Genomic DNA, 19859 nt, shown 5'->3' on the forward strand with positions numbered 1-19859 from the left:
GAAAGAAAGGCCGGAGCGATGCGAGACTGAAGGGAGCGCCGCTCCGGCAAAAAACATTACTGCTTGACCAGCGGGCAAGCCGCGTCCATCGGGCGGAACGCCTGCTGGGCCGGGATCACCGACAGCAGCTTCAGGTAATCCCACGGCGCCTTGGATTCGGCCGGCGACTTCACCTGGTACAGGTACATGTCGTGGATCACGCGGCCATCGGGGCGGATCGAAGCGTTGCGCATGACCACGTCGGAGATCGGGATCTCGCGCATCTTCTGCGACACCACTTTCCAGTCCGATGTCTTGGCGGCGGCGCGCGCCTTCAGGAAATGGTAGACGCTGGAATACACGCCGGCCTGCACCATGGTCGGCTTGTTGTTCTTGAACAGGGCTTCGAAGCGCTTGGAGAAGCCGCGGGTCTGCTCGTCGTAGTCCCAGTAGAAACCGTCGGTATAGACCAGGCCCTGGGCCGCATCCAGGCCCAGCGCGTGGACGTCGGACAGGAACACCAGCAGCGCCACCAGGCGCTGGTCCTTGCCGCCCACCGCGAACGAGCGCGCCTGCTTGATGGCGTTGACAACGTCGGTGCCGCCGTCGGCCAGGCCGATCACCTGCGCCTTGGAAGCCTGCGCCTGCAGCAGGAAGGAAGAGAAATCGGAAGCATTGAGCGGATGGCGCACCGAACCCACCACGGTGCCGCCGTTGGCCTTGACCACGTCGGAGGCATCCTTCTCCAGCGAATGGCCGAAGGCGTAGTCCACTGTCACGAAGTACCAGGACTTGTTGCCCAGCTTGGTCAGCGCAGCCGCTGCGCCGGCCGCCTGCGAATAGGTATCGAACATCCAGTGGAAGCCGTTGGTCGCGCATTCGGCGGTAGTCAGGGCGCCGGTGGCCGGGCCGCTGTACATGGCGATGCCGCCCTTTTCCTTGATCAGCTTTTGCACCGCCAGCGCCACCGAGGAGTTGGTCAGGTCGGCGATGGCCTCGACCTTGTCGCGGTCCAGCCATTCGCGGGCGCGGGTCACGCCCACGTCCGGCTTGTTCTGGTTGTCGGCCGACAGGATGTCGATCTTCATGCCCTTGCATTCGGCCTTGAGGCAGTCTTCCACCGCCATCTTGGCGGCCACCACCGAGCCCTGGCCGCCCATCGCGGAATACGGGCCGGACATGTCGGTCAGGATGCCGATCTTGACGGTGTTGGGATCTTGCGCGGCAGCCGGGGCGGCTGCGCCAAAGAGGGAAACCGCACAGGCAACTGCCGCTGCCATGACGGAACGGCCGAATACGTTCTTACGCATTTTGTCTCCTTGATATTGTCGTTTTTGTCGGTTGCGCCTGGCGTTGCATCGACGCCGGGTCGCACCGCATGATCTCCTGCCGCGGGAAGCACGCTTCCTCTGCAGCAAGTGTATTTTGCATGTGCGTTAATATCGATACAATAACCATAAATTCAAAAGGCTTTTGCATCTATGCAAAACATCCGGCATATCAACAGGAGAGCGCACGTTGGACTGGGACAACCTGAGGATCTTCCTCGAACTCACCCGCAGCCAGGGGCTGGTGGATGCCGCCAAGAAGCTGGGCATCGACCACTCCACCGTATCGCGCCGGATGAAGCGTTTCGAGGAGCAGGTCGGCAGCCAGCTGTTCGACCGTAACAACCACGGCTACAAGCTGACCGCCGACGGCTACCGGCTGGTGGAATACGCCGAGAAGATAGAAAGCACCGTCTACGCCGCCGCCGAGGAGCTGGGCGGACACAACAGCAAGCTCTCCGGCCAGGTGCGGCTGGGCGCCACCGAAGGCTTCGGCACCTTTGTGCTGGCGCCGCACATCGCCCACTTCTGCGCGCGCAACCCGCACATCACGGTGGACATGCTGCCGATGCCGCGCTTCGTCAACCTGTCCAAGCACGAGGCCGACATCAGCGTGTCGATCGAGCGCCCGCTGTCCGGTAATTACGTGGTCACAAAACTGTCGGACTATGTCCTGAAGCTGTACGCCACCCGCGACTACCTGGTCAGCCACGCTCCCATCGACAGCCTGGCCGACCTGGAGCGGCACAACTTCATCGGTTACATTGACGACCTGGTGTTCAGCGAGGAATTGCGCTACAAGGATACGGTCGCCCCCGATGCCTTCCGCGCCTTTCGCAGCACCAGCGTGGTGGCGCAATACACCGCCGCCTGCAGCGGTAATGCATTGGCCATCCTGCCCTGCTTCCTGGCCCAGCAGTCGGAACAGCTGGTGCCGGTGCTGGAGCGGGACATCGCCATCACCCGCACCTTCTGGCTGGTGGCGTCCAGCGAACAGCGACATGTGGCGCGCGTATCGGCCCTGTGGCGCTACCTGCGCGAATGCGTGGAGATGAACCGCGATTACCTGATGGGCAATTCGCGCCAGATGCAGTGGCTGCCCTGACAGTAGTCGGCCTTTTTTCACACCGGCCCTGAAAGCCGGCCCTTAGAACCTGTTTACGATCTCGCCGGGAGTCGGCCAAATGGAATTTCAGGATGGGATGCAAGGCGCAAAACGTAGACGGGCCGGTGGCCCGGCGAGGCTTTGCAACGCGGCAGACCGCCTGAAAGGCCATTTGGACGGCCCCGGTGAGATCGTAAACAGGTTCTTACCCCTCCAAGGAGACGAAGATGGCAGCGAAGAAGATTCTGTTGTTGACCGGCGATTTCGCCGAGGACTACGAAACCATGGTGCCGTTCCAGGCGCTGCAGATGGTCGGCCACACGGTGCACGCGGTCTGCCCCGGCAAGAAAGCCGGCGACAAGGTCAAGACCGCGATCCACGATTTCGAGGGCGACCAGACCTATTCCGAGAAGCCGGGCCACAACTTCGCCCTCAACGCCAGCTTCGACGAGGTCAGCGCGACCGGCTACGATGCCCTGGTGGTGGCCGGCGGCCGCGCCCCGGAATACCTGCGCCTGAACCCGAAGGTGATCGAGCTGGTGCAGGCCTTCGCCAAGGCCGACAAGCCGATCGCCGCGGTCTGCCACGGCCCGCAGGTGCTGGCCGCGGCCGGCGTGCTGGAAGGCAAGAAGGTGTCCGCCTATCCGGCCTGCGCGCCGGAAGTAAAGCTGGCCGGCGGCCAGTACGCAGATATCGCGGTGGACGCTGCGGTGACCGACGGCAAGCTGGTGACCGCGCCCGCCTGGCCGGCGCATCCCACGTGGCTGGCGCAGTTCCTGAAGGTGCTGGGCACCAGGATCGAACCCTGATCCGATTGCCGCAAGCCTGAAAAGCGCATCTGCCCGGATGCGCTTTTTTATTCATGGCGAGAAAAAACCGCGCCGTCCCACAATATTCCCGCCGCCTGCCCGTCTTCCCGGCATGCAGTCGATTTCCAACCACCATGCGATGAGCGACAAAGACAGCGAGATCACCGCCACCGTACTGCGCGAGCGCACGCGGCTGGGCGGCTTCATCCGCCGTCGGGTCGCCGACGCCGGCGAAGCCGAGGACATCCTCCAGGATGTATTCCATGAGTTCGTCCAGGCCTATCGCTTGCCCGAGCCGATCGAGCAGGTCAGCGCATGGCTGTTCCGGGTAGCGCGCAACCGCATCATCGACCGCTTCCGCAAGAAGAAGGAAGAGCCGCTGCCCGATCCCGGCGATGCGGAGGACTTCGAGGCAGCCGAGGGCGCGTGGCAGTTGAACCTGGCGCTGCCGGCCGGCAGCGACGGCCCGGAAGCGGCCTATGTCCGCTCGGTGCTGCTGGAAACGCTGCAGCAGGCGCTCGACGAGTTGCCTGACAATCAACGCGAGGTGTTCGTCGCGCACGAGCTCGACGGCATCAGTTTCAAGGAGATGGCGGCCGCCAGCGGCACCAGCCTCAACACCCTGCTGGCGCGCAAGCGCTATGCGGTCTTGCATCTGCGCGAGCGGCTGCAGGCGATTTACGACGAATTGGAGATGTGATGGACGAGATCAGGCCCCCGCGCCGTTTCAGGATGCATTGGCTGGGCAAGCTGTGCTGCGCGGCGCTGTGCGTTGCCGTATTGGGCGGCGCCGTGATGCTGCTGTGGAACTGGGTGATGCCGCCCATCTTCCCGGGCGCCGCCGAGATCGGTTTCTGGCGCGCGCTGGGCTTGCTGGTGCTGTGCCGCATCCTGTTCGGCGGCTTTCGCGGCCACCGCGGCTGGCATGAAAAGAAACGCCGCATGCGCGCACGCTGGCAGGCCATGACGCCGGAAGAGCGCGAGCGCATGGAATCGCGCTTCTGCATGTTCGGCCGCAGCCGTAACAACGGCGAATGAATACCGGCCTGTTTTTCTCCCCTCCCCTGACAGGAGAAACCCATGCATAGCTTCAAGCCGCGCGCCGCGCACGCGTCGTCGTCGCCGGCGCCAACAGCCCGACCGGGCGCCTGCTGCTGTTGCTGCTGCGCGATTCGGGCGTCCACGCCACCGCGCTGGTGCGCTCGCCGGCTACGCTGGTGGCCGATGAAGTGGTTGCCGACTGGACCGATAATCCGCGCAGCGCCGAAGCCATCGCCGCCGCCGATGCGGTAGTGCTGCTGACCGGGGTGTTCGGCGCCGGCGACTGGAGCGCCTATGAACGCGGCATGGTCGACACGGCGCGGCATATCGCCAGGGCGGTTGGCGTGCGCGACACGCGGGTGGTGTATTTTTCCTCACTGCTGGCCGATGCCGCTTCCGACAACTGGTACCTGAAGGCCAAAGGCATGGCCGAGCAGCTATTGAAGCCGTTGCCAGGCAGCGTGATCTTCCGCCTGGGCCCGGTGGTGCGCGGCAGCCCGCAGCCGCTGCCTTTCGAACAGGCCCTGCTGCAGCCGGCGCCGGATGCGCCGGTGGTGCTGTACGGCGATGAAAAGCGCACCAGCCGCCCGATCAACCTGGGCGACGTCGCCACCATCGCGGAGGCGGCGGCGCTGGGCGCGGGCAAACCCGGCATCTATGAGTTGAGCGGCCCGGAAGAACACAGCCTCGGGCAATTGGCAAAACTGGCCAACGGCGCCGAAGTGGCGATCCGCACCGCGCCCTTGCAGGCGCTGGCTTGCCCCGCCTTGCAGCACACGGTGCGCGACCTGCTGGCGCGCATCGCCGCCCCGCGCGATGCGCAGGCGACGGCCGCCACCGCCGCCGAATTCGGCCTGCGGCTCACGCCGTTGTCGCTGGCCTGGCCGCTGGATGCGGTCGAGGCCTGATCAGTTTTTATTGATCCAGGCTGGAGAACTCTTTTCAAGGAAGGCACGCAAGCCTTCCTTGCCCTCGTCCGAGGCGCGCAGGTCGGCAATCACGCCGGCCGTATATTCCGCCAGTTCCGGCGTGACCTTCAACGGATTGGCCACCTGCGCCAACTGCTTGGCCGCGCGCATGGCTTGCGGGCCGTTGGCCAGCAGGATATCGAGCGTCTGTCCGACCTTGGCATCGAGTTCGGCGGCCGGCACTATTTCATGCACCAGGCCTATGTCGGCCGCGCGGGCGGCGGTGAAGCGCTCGCCCGAGACGAAGTAGCGGCGCGCCTGCGATACCCCCATCTTGGCGACCACATACGGGCTGATGGCCGCCGGCGCCAAACCCAGCTTGACTTCGGACAAGGCGAAGAACGCCGCTTCCGAGGCAACCACGATGTCGCAGCACGACACCAGCCCTACCCCGCCTCCCATTACCGCGCCCTGCACCTTGGCCACCGTAGGGGCCGGGAAGCTGTTGAGGGTTTCCATCAACAACGCCAGGTTGCGCGCATCGCGCAGGTTGTCCTCGCGCGAGGCGTCGGCCATGCGCCGCATCCATGCCAGGTCGGCGCCGGCGGAGAAGGATTTGCCGGTCGAGGCCAGCAGCAGCACGCGGGTGCGAGGATCTTCTTTTGCTTGCTTGATCAGGTTGATCAGGTGGGTGATCAGCTTGTCATCGAAGGCATTATGGACGTCGGGGCGATTCAGCGTGATGGTGGCGATGCCGCGGTTGTCGATATCGAGATTGGCTGCTGCTGTCATTTGCGCTCCTGTCTTTTGTTGCGCCGCTTGTTGGCGGGCTTGGGGTGTTGTGCAGGATAACGCAAAAATTACGGAGGGAATGTTGGGCGGGCGACAGTGAGTGCAGGAGTGTCGAGACAAAAAAATAGCCCGCTATGCGGGCTTATCTTGTCTTGGCGTCCCCACGGGGATTCGAACCCCGGTACTCACCGTGAAAGGGTGATGTCCTAGGCCTCTAGACGATAGGGACATTCCGGTACTGCTGATTTCTACTTCCAAGTTTCGCTTGGAAAATCACCGCAAAACTGCTGCGGGTCGCTGGTGGAGGTAAGCGGGATCGAACCGCTGACCTCTTGCATGCCATGCAAGCGCTCTCCCAGCTGAGCTATACCCCCGGCGAAGTAAAAAGCCCGCGCTCTCGCGGGCTTTCGACAACCTGGCGTCCCCACGGGGATTCGAACCCCGGTACTCACCGTGAAAGGGTGATGTCCTAGGCCTCTAGACGATAGGGACATGTACTGCTTTATCTGCGCTGCCCTGAGTTACTGCGATTGCAACGCCGATTGAAATCTGGCGTCCCCACGGGGATTCGAACCCCGGTACTCACCGTGAAAGGGTGATGTCCTAGGCCTCTAGACGATAGGGACATTCAGGTACTGCTAATTTCTACTTCCAAGTTTCGCTTGGAATATCACCGTATTGAAACTGCGGTGTCGCTGGTGGAGGTAAGCGGGATCGAACCGCTGACCTCTTGCATGCCATGCAAGCGCTCTCCCAGCTGAGCTATACCCCCTTGCGAAGAAGCGAGATTATGCAATACCTGTTTTCAAAAGACAATATCTTTTTGAAAAAATAAACTAGAGTTTATCTTTCAGGCCGCAAAAAAGCCCTTCAGGCGTGCCAGCACCGTTTCCCGGCCAAACAGCTGCAACACGGCGTCGATGGCCGGCGTCTGCAACTGCCCTGCCACGATCAGGCGCAGCGGCATGGCCAGTTGCGGCATCTTCAGTTGGTGCGCGGCCAGGACTTCCTTGATCATCGGCGCGATCGCTTCCTTGGTCCATTCGACCGCGGCGCAGCGCTGGGCGAATTCGGCCAGCGCCGGCTTGATGGCGTCGGTGATGTGCTGCTCGACCAGCGCCGCTTCCGGCGCCGGCTGGCGGTAGAACATCAGGGCCGCGGCGGCGATCTCGTTGACGGTGTTGGCGCGGTCTTTCAACAGCGCGATCACCGCTTCCAGGTCGGGCGCGCCGTCGAAGGAGGCGCCGTCCTTTTCCAGCAGCGGACGCACCAGCGTCGCCAGGCGGGCGTTGTCGGCCAGCTTGATGTAGTGGTTGTTGAGCCAGTTCAGCTTTTCCGGATTGAACTGCGCCGCCGAGCTGGTCAGGTGGTCGAGGTCGAACCATTCGCAGAATTGCTGCATCGAGAAGATCTCGTCGTCGCCATGGCTCCAACCCAGGCGCGCCAGGTAGTTCAGCATGGCTTCGGGCAGGTAGCCCTGGGCCGGGTAATCCATCACGGACACCGCGCCGTGGCGCTTGGACAGCTTCTCGCCGTCGGCGCCCAGGATCATCGGCACGTGGCCGTACTCGGGCAGCTTGCCGCCCAGCGCCTTGAGGATGTTGATCTGGCGCGGGGTGTTGTTGACGTGGTCGTCGCCGCGGATGACGTGGGTGATCTTCATGTCCCAGTCGTCCACCACCACGCAGAAGTTGTAGGTCGGCGTGCCGTCCGGGCGGGCAATCACCAGGTCGTCCAGTTCACGGTTGGAAATCGTGATCGGGCCCTTGACCACGTCGTTCCAGGTGACGTCGCCGTCGATCGGGTTCTTGAAGCGCACCACCGGCTTGCGGCCTTCGGGAATGGGCGGCAGGGTCTTGCCCGGTTCCGGGCGCCAGGTGCCGTCGTAGCGCGGCTTGTCGCCGGCGGCGCGCTGGCGCTCGCGCATGGCTTCGACTTCTTCCGGCGAGCAATAGCAGTAGTAGGCGGTGCCCTGCTCCAGCATCTGCGCCACCACCTCGCGGTAGCGGTCCATGCGCTTCATCTGGTAGAACGGGCCTTCGTCATGGTTCAGGCCCAGCCATTGCATGCCTTCGATGATGGCCTGCACCGCTTCCGGGGTCGAACGCTCCAGGTCGGTGTCTTCGATGCGCAGCACGAAGATGCCGCCGAAGCGGCGGGCATAGGCCCAGGAGAACAGCGCGGTGCGGGCGCCGCCCAGATGCAGGTAGCCGGTGGGACTGGGAGCGAAGCGGGTACGAACGGTAGATGCGGTCATGATCGAAAAATAAAAACCAAAACGGCCTTGGCATGCCAAAGCCGTTGGACGGTGATGATGGTCAATCGGAAAGGCGGTATTTTACCGCCTTTGGGAAGCTGCCCAAAGTCACTTCACCGTGACATGGATGGTCTTGGACAGGGCCGGCCCGTAGGACTGGTGCGCGCCATTGGCGAACTGGGCGGTCAGCTCATACTTGCCGGGCGGCAGTGTAACGTCGGCCTCGGTCTGGCCCTTGCCGTAGTGCAAGTGGTTGGCATCCATCGGAATGGCCTCCCCCTCCTTGATCGGCCCCTGGTTGATCAGCAGGTGATGGTGGCCGGTGCCCTCGATGATTTCATTGGCCGGATGCACGGTCATGCCGGTCACCCCGAATTTCACCTTGAACGGGCTGGAAACGGTGGCGCCATCCTTGGGTTCAAGGATGGAAACCGATTTGTCGGCAGCATGGGCGGCCGACGACAGCAGGCCGGTGGCAAGCAGCGACACCGCGAACACGTTCTTGAACAAGTGCGAATGACGACGGGTAATCATGGGCAATCTCCTTCTTGACGAGTAGGTAGATGAAACAGGTCAGTCGTTCTGGACCACGATGCTGGGGAACTTGCTGGTCATGTCGCGGGCCTTCTCCGCCACCTTGACCGCGACCCGGCGCGCGATGCCCTTGTAGATGTCCGCCACCTTGCCGTCCGGGTCGGCCACCACGGTCGGCTTGCCGGAATCGGTCTGCTCGCGGATTTCCATGGTCAGCGGCAAGGCGCCCAGGAAGTCGACGCCGAAGTCGGCGCACATCTTCTCGCCGCCGCCCACGCCGAAGATCGGCTCGGCATGGCCGCAGTTGGAGCACACGTGCATGCTCATGTTCTCGACGATGCCCAGGATCGGAATGCCAACCTTCTCGAACATGCGCAAGCCCTTGCGCGCATCCAGCAGTGCGATGTCCTGCGGCGTGGTGACGATCACCGCGCCGGTCACCGGCACCTTCTGCGACAGGGTCAGCTGCACGTCGCCGGTGCCGGGCGGCATGTCGACGACCAGGTAGTCCAGGTCGCGCCAGTTGGTCTGGTCCAGCAACTGCTGCAGCGCCTGGGTGACGATCGGGCCGCGCCACACCATCGGTTCGTCGGGATCGATCATGAAACCGATCGAGGACACCTGCAGGCCGTGGTTCTCCAACGGCTCCATGGTCTTGCCGTCCTTGGTCTCCGGCTGGCCGGAAATGCCCATCATCATCGGCTGCGAAGGGCCGTAGATATCGGCGTCCAGGATGCCGACCTGCGCGCCTTCGGCCGCCAGCGCCAGCGCCAGGTTGACGGCGGTGGTGGATTTGCCCACGCCGCCCTTGCCGGACGCCACGGCGATGATGTTCTTGACGTTGCTCTTCAACTTGATGCCGCGCTGCACCGCATGCGCGACGATCTTGAAATAGACGTTGGCCTCGACGCCGGACACGCCCGGCAGCTTGCCCAGCGCATCGGCCACCAGTTGGCGGATCGGCTCGACCTGGCTCTTGGCCGGATAGCCCAGCTCCACGTCCAGCAGCACGCGGCCACCCTCGACGCGGATGTTCTTGGCTTCCTTGCCGCTGATGAGGTCCCGGCCGGTATTGGGATCGATCACCTGCAGCAGGGCTGCCTTGACTTGTTCCACTGTGATGCTCAATTGACTCTCCTTCATGAATCCCGCCAGTCTAAACCAATCGGCCTCTGGCCGCCTTGCCCCCACCCTGCGCAACCGGCGATTTTCCTTTCCCTCAAGGCAACTTCTGCGCTCTTCCCGCTACGGCTGATAAAATGGCCGTTTTTCCCTTTCACCACCGTAGAGCCCGCATTGCCAATGAGCACCTCCGCCCCCCGCCAACTCTTCGTCACGACCGCACTCCCCTACGCCAACGGCGCGTTCCACATCGGCCACATCATGGAGTACATCCAGGCCGACATCTGGGTCCGGTTCCAGCGAATGCAGGGCAACGAGGTGCACTTCGTCGGCGCCGACGACGCCCATGGCGCGCCGATCATGATCGCGGCTGAAAAGGCCGGCATCACGCCGCAGCAGTTCGTGGCCAACATCGCCGCCGGCCGCAAGCAGTACCTGGACGGCTTCCACATCGCCTTCGACAACTGGAGCTCGACCGACAGCGAGGAAAACCACGCCCTGTCGCAAGAGATCTACCGCGCCCTGCGCGACGAGGCCAAGCTGATCTCGACCAAGACCATCGACCAGTTCTACGACCCGGTCAAGAACATGTTCCTGCCGGACCGCTACATCAAGGGCGAATGCCCCAAGTGCGGCACCAAGGACCAGTACGGCGACTCCTGTGAGAACTGCAGCGCGGTGTACTCGCCGACCGACCTGAAGAACCCGTACTCGACCCTGTCGGGCGCGACGCCGGTGATGAAGTCCTCCGAGCACTTCTTCTTCAAGCTGTCGGATCCGAAATGCGTGGAATTCCTGCGCGAATGGGCGCTGGACAACAACCGCCTGCAGCCGGAAGTGGCCAACAAGTGCCGCGAATGGCTGGACGGCGAAGGCGGCTTGGGCGACTGGGACATCTCGCGCGACGCGCCCTACTTCGGCATCGAGATCCCGGATGCGCCGGGCAAGTACTTCTACGTCTGGCTGGACGCGCCGATCGGCTACCTGGCCTCGCTGAAGAACTATTTCAGCAAGACCGGCCGCGACTTCGACGCCTTCATGGCCGACGACAAGACCGAGCAGTACCACTTCATCGGCAAGGACATCACCTACTTCCACACGCTGTTCTGGCCCGCCATGCTCAAGTTCGCCGGCCGCAAGACGCCGACCAACGTGTTCGCCCACGGCTTCATCACCGTCTCCGGCGAGAAGATGTCGAAGTCGCGCGGCACCGGCATCTCGCCGCTGCGCTACCTCGACATCGGCATGAACCCGGAATGGCTGCGCTACTACATCGCCGCCAAGCTCAACGCCAAGGTGGAAGACGTCGACTTCAACCCGGACGACTTCGTGGCGCGCGTCAACGCCGACCTGATCGGCAAGTACGTCAACATCGCCAGCCGCGCGGCCGGCTTCATCGCCAAGCGCTTCGAAGGCAAGGTCTCCACCAAGTGGGCCACCGCCGACGACGCCTTCCTCGCCAAGCTGCGCGGCGTGGCCGCTGAAATCCGCACGCTGTACGAGCAGCGCGAATACGGCAAGGCCCTGCGCCTGGTGATGGAACAGGCCGACGCCATCAACGCCTACGTCGACGCCAACAAGCCCTGGGAACTGGCCAAGGATGCCGCCAAGGATGCGCAACTGCATGAAGTCTGCAGCCGCCTGCTGGAAGCCTTCCGCATCCTCACCGTCTACCTCAAGCCGGTGCTGCCGCAACTGGCGGCGCAAGTGGAAGCCTTCTTCAACGTGCAGCCCTTCCAGTGGAGCGACGTCGATGCGCCGCTGGCCGACGGCCATGTGATCAACGCCTACTCGCACCTGATGCAGCGCGTCGACCCGAAGATGCTGGATGCCTTGTTTGAAGCGCCGGAAGCTGCTCCTGCCGCGCCTGTCGCGGAAGAAAGCGCCATCGAGGAACTGGCCCCGGAAATCTCCATCGACGACTTCGCCAAGATCGACCTGCGCATCGCCAGGATCGTCAACTGCGAAGCGGTGGAAGGCTCGACCAAGCTGCTGCGGCTGACGCTGGACGCCGGCGAAGGCAAGACACGCAACGTATTCTCCGGCATCGCCTCGGCCTACAAGCCGGAAGAGCTGCTCGGCAAGCTGACCGTGATGGTGGCCAACCTGGCGCCGCGCAAGATGAAGTTCGGCATTTCCGAAGGCATGGTGCTGGCCGCTTCCGCCAAGGATGAGAAGGCCAATCCGGGCATCTACGTGCTCAACCCGTGGCCGGGCGCCGAACCGGGCATGCGCGTACGCTGACCGGCGCCTGCAATACGGGAAGACCGGACCACGCCATGGAACTTCTGATACGCGAAGCCACCTCCGAAGACGCCCCGCTGATTGCGGAACTGACCCGCGCCAGCTGGGCCAACAAGGTGGCCCCGAGCTCGTCCGGCCACCGCGAGGAGCCGGACCACGTCATCGAAGACCTGCAGCATGGCGGCGCCTTCATCCTGCTGCGCGACGAAGTCCCCGCCGGTTCGGTACGCTGGCTGCCGCTGGATACCGAACGGGACGTCTGGGAAATCCGCCGCATGGGCATCTCGCCCGCCTTCCGCGGCGAACGCCTCTCGCAGCACCTGATGGAAGCGCTGGTCCACCGCGCCCAGGCCGCCGATGTGCGCGAACTGCGGCTGGCGGTGCGCACCGACCAGGCGCAGCTGGTCGACCTGTACGCCGCCTTCGGCTTCGAAATCGCGCCGGAACTGGAATACACCCGCGCCAATCCGGACGAGCCCCTGCCCATTGTGATGCGGCGGGTGATGCGCTACTGAACAACTCCCCCCCTCTTTCCCCGCACTGCAAAAAGCGACGCCAGGCGTCGCTTTTTTATGGCCATTCCATGGCCCGGCCCCATCCCACCTATCTCGAACATCCGTTCATCAAGCCGTAACAAAAGCTCAATATCATCCCCGACATGCTGCAGGGCCGCATTGATAAGCCTTTACTTATCAAATTAATTTGATTATTGTTACAAACGTTCAAATCAAATGATCATTCGTTCAAACGAGAAAAATGGCTAACGGGGACCGCCAGGAAACGGCGTACATGGCCGTGCGCGTAGCGCGCCTGTACTACTTCCAGAACATGACCACCGCCGCGATCGCCGAGGAAATCGGCACTTCGCGCGCCACCGTTTCGCGCCTGCTGTCCTATGCCCTGGACCGTGGCCTGGTGGAAATCCGCGTGCACGATCCGCAGGAAGTCTCCGGCAACCTGGAAACCGCCATCGCTGAACGCTACAAGCTGCGCTCGATCCAGGTGGTGCCGGTATCGGCCGCCGCCACCGAGAAGGAAACCCTGCAGCGCGTGGCCGGCCACGCCGCCGCCTACGTCAGTTCGCTGGTGGCGCCCTCCACCGTGATCGGCCTGGCCTGGGGCACCACCGTGGCCGAGATCGCCGACAAGCTGCTGCCCAAGCACGTGCACGACGTCGACGTGGTGCAGTTGAACGGCTCCGGCACCGGCCTGGACTTCGTCAACACCATCGGCGAATCGATCGTCTCGCGCTTCGCCCAGAACTATGGCGCGCGCGCCCACCATTTCCCGGTGCCGGCCTTTTTCGACTACGCCGACACCCGCACCGCGCTGTGGCGCGAACGCAGCATCAAATCCATCCGAGCGCTGCAGGACCGCGCCTCCATCCTGCTGTTCTCGATCGGCGCCGAAGCCACCGGCAGCCATGTCCATACCGGCGGCTACCTGTCCGACGACGAGCGCAGGATGATCCGGGAAGAAGGCCTGGTGGGCGATATCGCCACCGTGTTCTTCCGCGAAGACGGCAGCTGGCGCGACGTCGCCCTCAACGCCCGCAGCAGCGGCCCCGACATGGACTGTTTCCAGCGCGCCGCGCATTCGATCTGCGTGGTATCCGGCCGCGGCAAGATCCCCGGCCTGCGCGCGGCGCTGCAAGGCGGCTTCATCAACGAGCTGGTGATCGACGAACCGAGCGCGCGCCTGCTGGTGGAACAGATAGACACAACCAACGGCAAGGAAACCACGGCATGAGCACCAACGGCCTCTACGACATCCTGGTCATCGGCGGCGGCATCAACGGCGCCGGCGTGGCGCGCGATGCCGCCGGGCGCGGCCTGTCGGTCGCCCTGTGCGAACAGGGCGACTTCGCCGGCGCGACCTCCTCGGCCAGCACCAAGCTGATCCACGGCGGCCTGCGCTATCTCGAGTACTACGAATTCCGGCTGGTGGCCGAAGCCCTGTCCGAGCGCGAACACCTGCTCGACATCGCCCCGCATATCGCCTGGCCGCTGCGCTTCGTCATGCCGCATGTGGCCGGCCTGCGCCCGCGCTGGATGATCCGCCTCGGCCTGTGGCTGTACGACCATATCGGCGGCCACATCAGCCTGCCCAAATCGAAGGGCGTGCAACTGGACCGCATGGCGCATGCCAGCGGCCTGAAGCAAGAGATTACACGCGGCTTCGCCTACTCCGACGCCTGGGTCGACGACGCCCGGCTGGTCATCTTCAACCTGCTCAGCGCGCAGGAGCACGGCGCCGACATCATGGCGCGCACCCGCCTGGTCGACGCCCGGCGCGTCCCGGCCGCCGATGGCGGCGACGGCCGCTGGACCTGCACGCTGGAAAACACCCGCAGCGGCGAACGCCGCACCGTGCAGGCGCGCGCCATCGTCAATACCGCCGGCCCCTGGGTGGCGAAGATGGACCACCTGCTCAACGCGGGCGCCGGCGACGGCGGCAAGCATGCCGCCGTCAAGCTGGTGCGCGGCAGCCATATCGTGGTGCCGCGCCTGTTCGACGGCGAACACGCCTACATCCTGCAGAACGACGACAAGCGCATCGTCTTCATGATCCCTTATGAAGAGCGCTACACCCTGATCGGCACCACCGACGTGCCGCAGGAAAACATGGACCGCGGCGCGCAGATCAGCGCCGAGGAAGAAGCCTACCTGCTGCGCGCGGTCAACCAGTACCTGGAACGCCCGATCGGCGCGCAGGACATCGCCTGGCGCTACGCCGGCGTGCGTCCGCTGTTCGACGACGAGTCCGACAACCCCTCGGCCGTCACCCGCGACTACACGCTGGTGCTGCAGGCCGACCACGAACTGCCCTGCGTCTCGGTGTACGGCGGCAAGATCACCACCTACCGCCGCCTGGCCGAATCGGTCATGGACAAGCTAGCGCCTTGGATGCAAGGCCGCGCGCGCCGCGCCTCCTGGACCGCGACCGAAGCCCTGCCCGGCGCCCGCTTCAAGCGCGCCGACCGCGCCGCCGAAGTGGCGCGGCTGCAAAAGAAGTATGCGCAGCTCGATCCCGCCTACCTGGCGCGCCTGTTTTCGCGCCATGGCTTGAACAGCTACAGCGTCCTGCGCGAAGCGCAAACCCCGGACGAACTGGGACGCGATTTCGGCGGCGGGCTGCGGCAGCGCGAAGTGGAATATCTGGCCGTGCACGAATGGGCCTGCGAAGCCGATGACGTGCTGTGGCGCCGCACCAAGTGCGGCCTGCACATGAGCGAACAACAGCGGCAGGAGTTCAAGGACTGGTTCGCTGAGTTCGGCGCCAGCGGCTTTTGCGCCGGCCGCATGCAAGCCAAGGCCGGATGAGCGGGATTTCACGCCGCGCGTGAAAACGATTACAGCCGTTCATTGCGCCGCATCGACGATGAACGCTTCACCGGGGACGCGAGGCAATGGCCGGCGCTCCCCATCCAGAGATTGACCGAATCACAAGGGAACCGCGGAATGGCATCAATTTCGTTGCAAGGCATCACCAAGAGCTGGGGCGAGGCACAGGCCGTCAAGGGCATCGACTTCGAAGTGAAGGCGGGCGACTTCACCGTCCTGCTGGGGCCCTCCGGCTGCGGCAAGTCGACCACGCTACGCCTCATCGCCGGGCTCGACATCCCCTCCACCGGCACCATCCGCATCGGCGAGCGCGACGTCACCAACCTGCCGCCGGCGCAGCGCAAGATCGCCATGGTGTTCCAGTCGTATGCGCTGTTCCCGCACCTGAACGTGCGCGACAACATCCTGTTCGGCGTGCGCGTGCGCAAGGAGCCGAAGCAGAACTTCGAGGCGCGCCTGAAGCGCGTGGCCGACATCCTCGGCCTGTCGCACCTGCTGGACCGCCGCCCCGGCCAGCTCTCCGGCGGACAGCAGCAGCGCGTGGCACTGGGCCGGGCGATCATCGCCGACGCCCCGGTGTGCCTGATGGACGAGCCGCTGTCGAATCTCGACGCCCAGTTGCGGCAAGAGATGCGGCGCGAAATCCGCGCCCTGCAGCAGCAACTGAACATGACCATGATCTACGTCACCCACGACCAGACCGAGGCGATGAGCATGGCCGACCAAGTGATCCTGCTGCGCGACGGCAAGATCGAGCAGAACGCGCCGCCGGCCGAACTGTACGCGCAGCCGGCCACGGTCTTCGCCGCGCGCTTCATCGGCACGCCGCCGATGAACATCCTGCCGCTGGCGCAAGGCGCCGGCGGCCTCGTCATCGAAGGCAGCAGCGGCCCGGCGGTGGCCGCCGGCAGCGGCGGCGAACAATGGCAGCTCGGCCTGCGCCCGGAACATATCCGCCTGGCGGAAACCGGCGTGGCCGCGCTGGTGGAGACGGTGGAATATTTCGGCGCCGACACCATCGTCGGCGCCAGGGTCGGCGACGCCGCGCTGCTGGTGCGCGCGCCGGGCCAACTGTCGCTGCGCGCGGGCGACCACGTCCGGCTCGACTGGGACGCAAAGGATCAGTACTTCTTCGACAGGCAGACCGGGATGCGACGTCATCCCAATTGAACCGGCACACGCCGGCAGAGCGAGACCCAACAATAGCAACCGCCAAGTTGCAGCCAACCTTTCAACCTTATGGGAGAGACGCAATCATGCGCAGAGCAATCCTGAAATCCGTGGCCGCCCTGGCCGTCAGCGCCGCATTCGGCGCCAGCGCCTTCGCCGCCAACCCGGTCGAAATCAGTTTCTACTACCCCGTCGCCGTCGGCGGCGCCGTCACCAAGACCATCGACAGCATGGTGGCCGACTTCGAAAAAGCCAACCCGGACATCAAGGTCAAGGCGGTCTATGCCGGCACCTACCAGGAAAGCATCGTCAAGGCGCTGACCGCGTTCAAGAGCGGCACCCCGCCGACCCTGGCGGTGCTGCTGTCGACCGACCTGTTCACCCTGATCGATGAAAACGCCATCGTGCCCATCGACGGCCTGGCCAACGACAAGGCCTGGATCGACGGCTTCTACAAGGGCTTTATGGAGAATAGCCAGACCGGCGGCAAGACCTGGGGCGTGCCGTTCCAGCGTTCGACCATCGTCATGTACTACAACAAGAACCTGTTCAAGGAAGCCGGCCTGAACCCGGACAAGGCGCCCGCCACCTGGACCGAGATGGTCGAGGCCGCCAAGAAGCTGACCAAGCGCGATGCCGCCGGAAACGTCAGCCAATGGGGCGTGAAGATCCCCTCGACCGGCTTCGGCTACTGGATGTTCCAGGCGATGGCCGCCTCCAACGACACCATCCTGATGAACAATGCCGGCACCAAGACCTACTTCGACAAGCCGGGCGCCGTGCAGGCCTTGCAGCACTGGGTCGACCTGGCCGCCAAGGACAAGGTGATGCCGTCCGGCTCGATCGAATGGGGCACCACGCCCAAGGACTTCCTGGAGCAAAAGGCCGCCATGGTCTGGACCACCACCGGCAACCTGACCAACATCCGCACCAACGCCACCTTCCCGTTCGGCGTGGCCATGCTGCCGGGCAACAAGCACCCGGGCAGCCCGACCGGCGGCGGCAACTTCTACGTCTTCAACAAGACCTCGCCGGAGCAGCAAAAGGCGGCGCTGAAGTTCATCCGCTTCGCCACCGAGCCGGCGCGCGCGGCGCAATGGTCGATCGCCACCGGCTACGTGGCCCCGCGCCAGGATGCCTGGGATACCCCGGAAATGAAGAAGTACCTGCAGGAAGTCCCGGCCGCCGGCGTGGCGCGCGAGCAGATGAAGTACGGCGTGGCCGAACTGTCGACGCATGACAACCAGCGTGTGACCAAGGCCCTGAACGACAACCTGCAGGCCGCCCTGGCCGGCACCAAGGCGCCGGAAGCCGCGCTGAAGGATGCCCAGCGCGAGTCGGACCGCATCCTGCGCTCCTACGGCCGCTAAGCGTTCGCCGGCATCGCAGTAAAACCGGCCCGCCGCCGTCCCCGCCATGATGGCCGGGCGGCCGGCGGGCCGGGGTTGCAAACTTGAATTCCGCGGCGCGCGCCGCCGCGCCCTTGCCGCTGGCACAGGCATAAAGGTCACCGATGAACCGTCACCACTCTTCCGTCACACCCTGGCTGCTGCTGTTGCCGGCCATGGTGCTGCTGGTCGCCTTCACCCACTATCCGGCCGTGGCCACCATCTGGCACAGCTTCTTCTCCACGCCCAAGGGCGCCAACCCGTCGGTATTCGTCGGCCTGGAGAATTATGCGCTGATGGCCGACGATCCGGTGTTCTGGCGCGCCTTCTTCAACAACCTGTGGTTCGCGCTGGGCACCATCCCGGTCTCGATCGCGCTGGCCATCATGATGGCGCTGTGGGTCAACGACCGCCTGCTGGGCCGCGGCCTGCTGCGCCTGGCCTACTTCACGCCGACGGTGCTGCCGATGATCGCGGTGGCCAACATCTGGCTGTTCTTCTATACGCCGCAATACGGCCTGCTGGAACAGATCACCGGCGCGCTCGGCCTGCCTTCGCACAACTGGCTGGGCAATCCGGATACCGTGCTGGGCGCCATGATGGTGGTGGCGATCTGGAAGGAAGCCGGCTTCTTCATGATCTTCTACCTGGCCGCGCTGCAGCAGATCTCGCCGGTGCTGGCCGAGGCCGCCGGCCTGGAAGGCGCGACCCGCTGGCAGTATTTCTGGAAGGTGCAGTTCCCGCTGCTGATGCCGACCACGCTGTTCGTGCTGATCAACGCGCTGATCAATTCCTTCCGCCTGGTCGACCACATCGTGGTGATGACCAAGGGCGGGCCGGACAACGCCAGCTCGCTGCTGCTGTACTACATCTACGAAGTCGGCTTCGCCTTCTGGGACTCCTCCTATGCCGCCGCGCTGACGGTAGTGCTGCTGGCCATGCTGGGCGCGATCGCCTTCGTCAAATTCCGCATCCTCGACCGCAGGACCCACTACCAATGATCTCGCAGACCTCCAATCCCTTCGGCGAGCGCAACCGGGCGCTGGAAACGATTTCGGCCTGGGTGCTCGGCCTGCTGTGGCTGCTGCCGCTGCTGTACGCGGTGTGGACCGCCTTCCACCCCGCCGAATTCGCCACGCGCTTTTCGCCGACGGCCCCGCTGACGCTGAAAAACTTCGCCAACGCCTGGGATGCCGCGCCGTTCCCGCGCTACTTCCTCAACACCTTCCTGCTGGTGACCATGATCCTGGCGGCGCAGATGCTGCTGGCCACGCTGGCGGCCTATGCCTTCGCCCGCTTCGCGTTCCGCGGCAGCAATGTGATGTTCATGCTGGTGCTGCTGCAGTTGATGGTGATGCCCGACATCCTGATCGTCGAGAACTACAACACCATGAACCTGCTGGGCCTGCGCGACACCATCCTGTCCATCGGCCTGCCCTATTTCGCCTCGGCCTTCGGCATCTTCCTGCTGCGCCAGACCTTCAAGACCGTGCCGCGCGAACTGGACGAGGCCGCCACCGTGGAAGGCGCCTCGGCGCTGCAGGTGCTGATGCAGGTCTACGTGCCGCTGGCCAAGCCGATCTACATCGCCTTCGGGCTGGTATCGATCAGCACCCACTGGAACAACTTCCTGTGGCCGCTGATCGTCACCAACTCGGTCGAATCGCGCCCGCTCACCGTCGGCCTGCAGGTGTTTTCCTCGACCGACCAGGGCGTCGACTGGTCCATCATCACCGCCGCCACGCTGATGACCTCGGCGCCGCTGCTGCTGGCTTTCCTGCTGTTCCAGCGCCAGTTCGTGCAGTCCTTCATGCGGGCCGGCATCCGCTGAACAAGGA

The 19859-nt window shown here is 64.3% G+C and carries 17 protein-coding genes, 5 tRNA genes and 1 pseudogene; 13 read left to right on the plus strand and 10 right to left on the minus strand.

All coding sequences use genetic code 11. The annotated features are described in order from the left end of the window. Positions 1-56: 56 nt before the first annotated feature. Positions 57-1289, minus strand: coding sequence for an ABC transporter substrate-binding protein (locus J7548_RS05580; protein WP_290971434.1), 1233 nt, complete (start codon positions 1287-1289; stop codon positions 57-59). Positions 1290-1497: 208 nt separating this feature from the next. On the opposite strand from J7548_RS05580, the gene J7548_RS05585 reads away from it, so the two are divergent. The 5 genes and pseudogenes from J7548_RS05585 to J7548_RS05605 form a co-directional block, all read left to right on the plus strand. Next, complete coding sequence (locus tag J7548_RS05585; protein WP_290971437.1) at positions 1498-2412, plus strand: LysR family transcriptional regulator; 915 nt, start codon at positions 1498-1500, stop codon at positions 2410-2412. A 227-nt stretch (positions 2413-2639) separates the two neighbouring features. Next, entirely contained in the window at positions 2640-3221 is a 582-nt protein-coding gene (locus tag J7548_RS05590; protein ID WP_290971441.1) for a DJ-1/PfpI family protein, read from the plus strand. 139 nt (positions 3222-3360) lie between these two features. Then, complete coding sequence (locus J7548_RS05595) at positions 3361-3921, plus strand: sigma-70 family RNA polymerase sigma factor (protein WP_290971444.1); 561 nt, start codon at positions 3361-3363, stop codon at positions 3919-3921. Between the two features lie 32 nt (positions 3922-3953). Further along, positions 3954-4259, plus strand: a complete 306-nt coding sequence (locus J7548_RS05600; protein WP_290971634.1) for a hypothetical protein — start codon at positions 3954-3956, stop codon at positions 4257-4259. Positions 4260-4357: 98 nt separating this feature from the next. Continuing rightward, positions 4358-5170 (plus strand): annotated as a pseudogene (locus J7548_RS05605) (NAD(P)H-binding protein); the annotation flags it as partial. Here the strand turns inward: J7548_RS05605 and J7548_RS05610 are convergent. The 9 genes from J7548_RS05610 to apbC all read right to left on the minus strand — a co-directional run bounded on the left by J7548_RS05610 (position 5171) and on the right by apbC (position 9881). Next, a complete protein-coding gene (locus tag J7548_RS05610) occupies positions 5171-5962 on the minus strand; it encodes an enoyl-CoA hydratase-related protein (RefSeq protein WP_290971446.1) in 792 nt (263 codons plus the stop codon). Positions 5963-6115: 153 nt separating this feature from the next. Further along, positions 6116-6191, minus strand: a tRNA-Glu gene (locus J7548_RS05615). 69 nt (positions 6192-6260) lie between these two features. Beyond that, positions 6261-6336: transfer RNA gene (locus tag J7548_RS05620), tRNA-Ala, on the minus strand. Between the two features lie 42 nt (positions 6337-6378). After that, a tRNA-Glu gene (locus J7548_RS05625) sits at positions 6379-6454 on the minus strand. Positions 6455-6512: 58 nt separating this feature from the next. Further along, positions 6513-6588: transfer RNA gene (locus J7548_RS05630), tRNA-Glu, on the minus strand. Positions 6589-6658: 70 nt separating this feature from the next. Next, positions 6659-6734: transfer RNA gene (locus J7548_RS05635), tRNA-Ala, on the minus strand. Between the two features lie 78 nt (positions 6735-6812). Continuing rightward, positions 6813-8219, minus strand: a complete 1407-nt coding sequence (gene gltX, locus J7548_RS05640) for a glutamate--tRNA ligase (protein ID WP_290971448.1) — start codon at positions 8217-8219, stop codon at positions 6813-6815. Positions 8220-8327: 108 nt separating this feature from the next. Next, positions 8328-8753: a DUF4399 domain-containing protein gene (locus J7548_RS05645; RefSeq protein ID WP_290971451.1), complete on the minus strand. Its 426-nt coding sequence runs from the start codon at positions 8751-8753 to the stop codon at positions 8328-8330. A gap of 39 nt (positions 8754-8792) precedes the next feature. Continuing rightward, the gene (gene apbC / locus J7548_RS05650; protein ID WP_290971454.1) at positions 8793-9881 is read right to left on the minus strand and encodes an iron-sulfur cluster carrier protein ApbC; all 1089 of its coding nucleotides are present in this window, start codon (positions 9879-9881) and stop codon (positions 8793-8795) included. Between the two features lie 174 nt (positions 9882-10055). On the opposite strand from apbC, the gene metG reads away from it, so the two are divergent. From metG to J7548_RS05690, 8 genes are all read left to right on the plus strand, one after another. Continuing rightward, a complete protein-coding gene (metG, locus tag J7548_RS05655; RefSeq protein WP_290971457.1) occupies positions 10056-12119 on the plus strand; it encodes a methionine--tRNA ligase in 2064 nt (687 codons plus the stop codon). 35 nt (positions 12120-12154) lie between these two features. Next, on the plus strand, positions 12155-12634 hold the full coding sequence (locus J7548_RS05660; RefSeq protein ID WP_290971460.1) for a GNAT family N-acetyltransferase: 480 nt from the start codon (positions 12155-12157) through the stop codon (positions 12632-12634). A gap of 241 nt (positions 12635-12875) precedes the next feature. Next, a complete protein-coding gene (locus tag J7548_RS05665; RefSeq protein ID WP_290971463.1) occupies positions 12876-13868 on the plus strand; it encodes a sugar-binding transcriptional regulator in 993 nt (330 codons plus the stop codon). Next, positions 13865-15442: a glycerol-3-phosphate dehydrogenase gene (glpD, locus tag J7548_RS05670; RefSeq protein WP_290971466.1), complete on the plus strand. Its 1578-nt coding sequence runs from the start codon at positions 13865-13867 to the stop codon at positions 15440-15442. The genes J7548_RS05665 and glpD overlap by 4 nt, the downstream gene beginning before the upstream one ends. A 138-nt stretch (positions 15443-15580) precedes the next feature. Next, positions 15581-16633: an ABC transporter ATP-binding protein gene (locus J7548_RS05675; protein ID WP_290971469.1), complete on the plus strand. Its 1053-nt coding sequence runs from the start codon at positions 15581-15583 to the stop codon at positions 16631-16633. Between the two features lie 86 nt (positions 16634-16719). Next, positions 16720-18003 carry an ABC transporter substrate-binding protein gene (locus J7548_RS05680; protein ID WP_290971471.1) on the plus strand — a complete coding sequence of 428 codons (1284 nt, stop codon included), beginning with the start codon at positions 16720-16722 and terminating at the stop codon, positions 18001-18003. A 143-nt stretch (positions 18004-18146) separates the two neighbouring features. Then, the gene (locus J7548_RS05685) at positions 18147-19022 is read left to right on the plus strand and encodes a sugar ABC transporter permease (RefSeq protein ID WP_290971473.1); all 876 of its coding nucleotides are present in this window, start codon (positions 18147-18149) and stop codon (positions 19020-19022) included. Beyond that, positions 19019-19852, plus strand: coding sequence for a carbohydrate ABC transporter permease (locus J7548_RS05690; RefSeq protein WP_290971476.1), 834 nt, complete (start codon positions 19019-19021; stop codon positions 19850-19852). Before J7548_RS05685 ends, J7548_RS05690 begins: the two co-directional genes overlap by 4 nt. The last annotated feature ends 7 nt before the right edge of the window (positions 19853-19859 follow it).

It is taken from the genome of Herbaspirillum sp. (assembly GCF_017744395.1).
Lineage (GTDB): Bacteria > Pseudomonadota > Gammaproteobacteria > Burkholderiales > Burkholderiaceae_D > Herbaspirillum.

Excerpts from the sequence above, each read along its gene's own strand:
- J7548_RS05675 (WP_290971469.1), top strand. The coding sequence starts at position 15,581 with ATGGCATCAATTTCGTTGCAAGGCATCACCAAGAGCTGGGGCGAGGCA.
- J7548_RS05685 (WP_290971473.1), top strand. The coding sequence starts at position 18,147 with ATGAACCGTCACCACTCTTCCGTCACACCCTGGCTGCTGCTGTTGCCG.
- J7548_RS05590 (WP_290971441.1), top strand. The coding sequence starts at position 2,640 with ATGGCAGCGAAGAAGATTCTGTTGTTGACCGGCGATTTCGCCGAGGAC.
- J7548_RS05610 (WP_290971446.1), bottom strand. The coding sequence starts at position 5,962 with ATGACAGCAGCAGCCAATCTCGATATCGACAACCGCGGCATCGCCACC.
- metG (WP_290971457.1), top strand. The coding sequence starts at position 10,056 with ATGAGCACCTCCGCCCCCCGCCAACTCTTCGTCACGACCGCACTCCCC.
- J7548_RS05580 (WP_290971434.1), bottom strand. The coding sequence starts at position 1,289 with ATGCGTAAGAACGTATTCGGCCGTTCCGTCATGGCAGCGGCAGTTGCC.
- J7548_RS05690 (WP_290971476.1), top strand. The coding sequence starts at position 19,019 with ATGATCTCGCAGACCTCCAATCCCTTCGGCGAGCGCAACCGGGCGCTG.
- J7548_RS05645 (WP_290971451.1), bottom strand. The coding sequence starts at position 8,753 with ATGATTACCCGTCGTCATTCGCACTTGTTCAAGAACGTGTTCGCGGTG.
- J7548_RS05600 (WP_290971634.1), top strand. The coding sequence starts at position 3,954 with ATGCATTGGCTGGGCAAGCTGTGCTGCGCGGCGCTGTGCGTTGCCGTA.
- J7548_RS05595 (WP_290971444.1), top strand. The coding sequence starts at position 3,361 with ATGAGCGACAAAGACAGCGAGATCACCGCCACCGTACTGCGCGAGCGC.
- J7548_RS05680 (WP_290971471.1), top strand. The coding sequence starts at position 16,720 with ATGCGCAGAGCAATCCTGAAATCCGTGGCCGCCCTGGCCGTCAGCGCC.
- J7548_RS05665 (WP_290971463.1), top strand. The coding sequence starts at position 12,876 with ATGGCTAACGGGGACCGCCAGGAAACGGCGTACATGGCCGTGCGCGTA.
- glpD (WP_290971466.1), top strand. The coding sequence starts at position 13,865 with ATGAGCACCAACGGCCTCTACGACATCCTGGTCATCGGCGGCGGCATC.
- J7548_RS05660 (WP_290971460.1), top strand. The coding sequence starts at position 12,155 with ATGGAACTTCTGATACGCGAAGCCACCTCCGAAGACGCCCCGCTGATT.
- gltX (WP_290971448.1), bottom strand. The coding sequence starts at position 8,219 with ATGACCGCATCTACCGTTCGTACCCGCTTCGCTCCCAGTCCCACCGGC.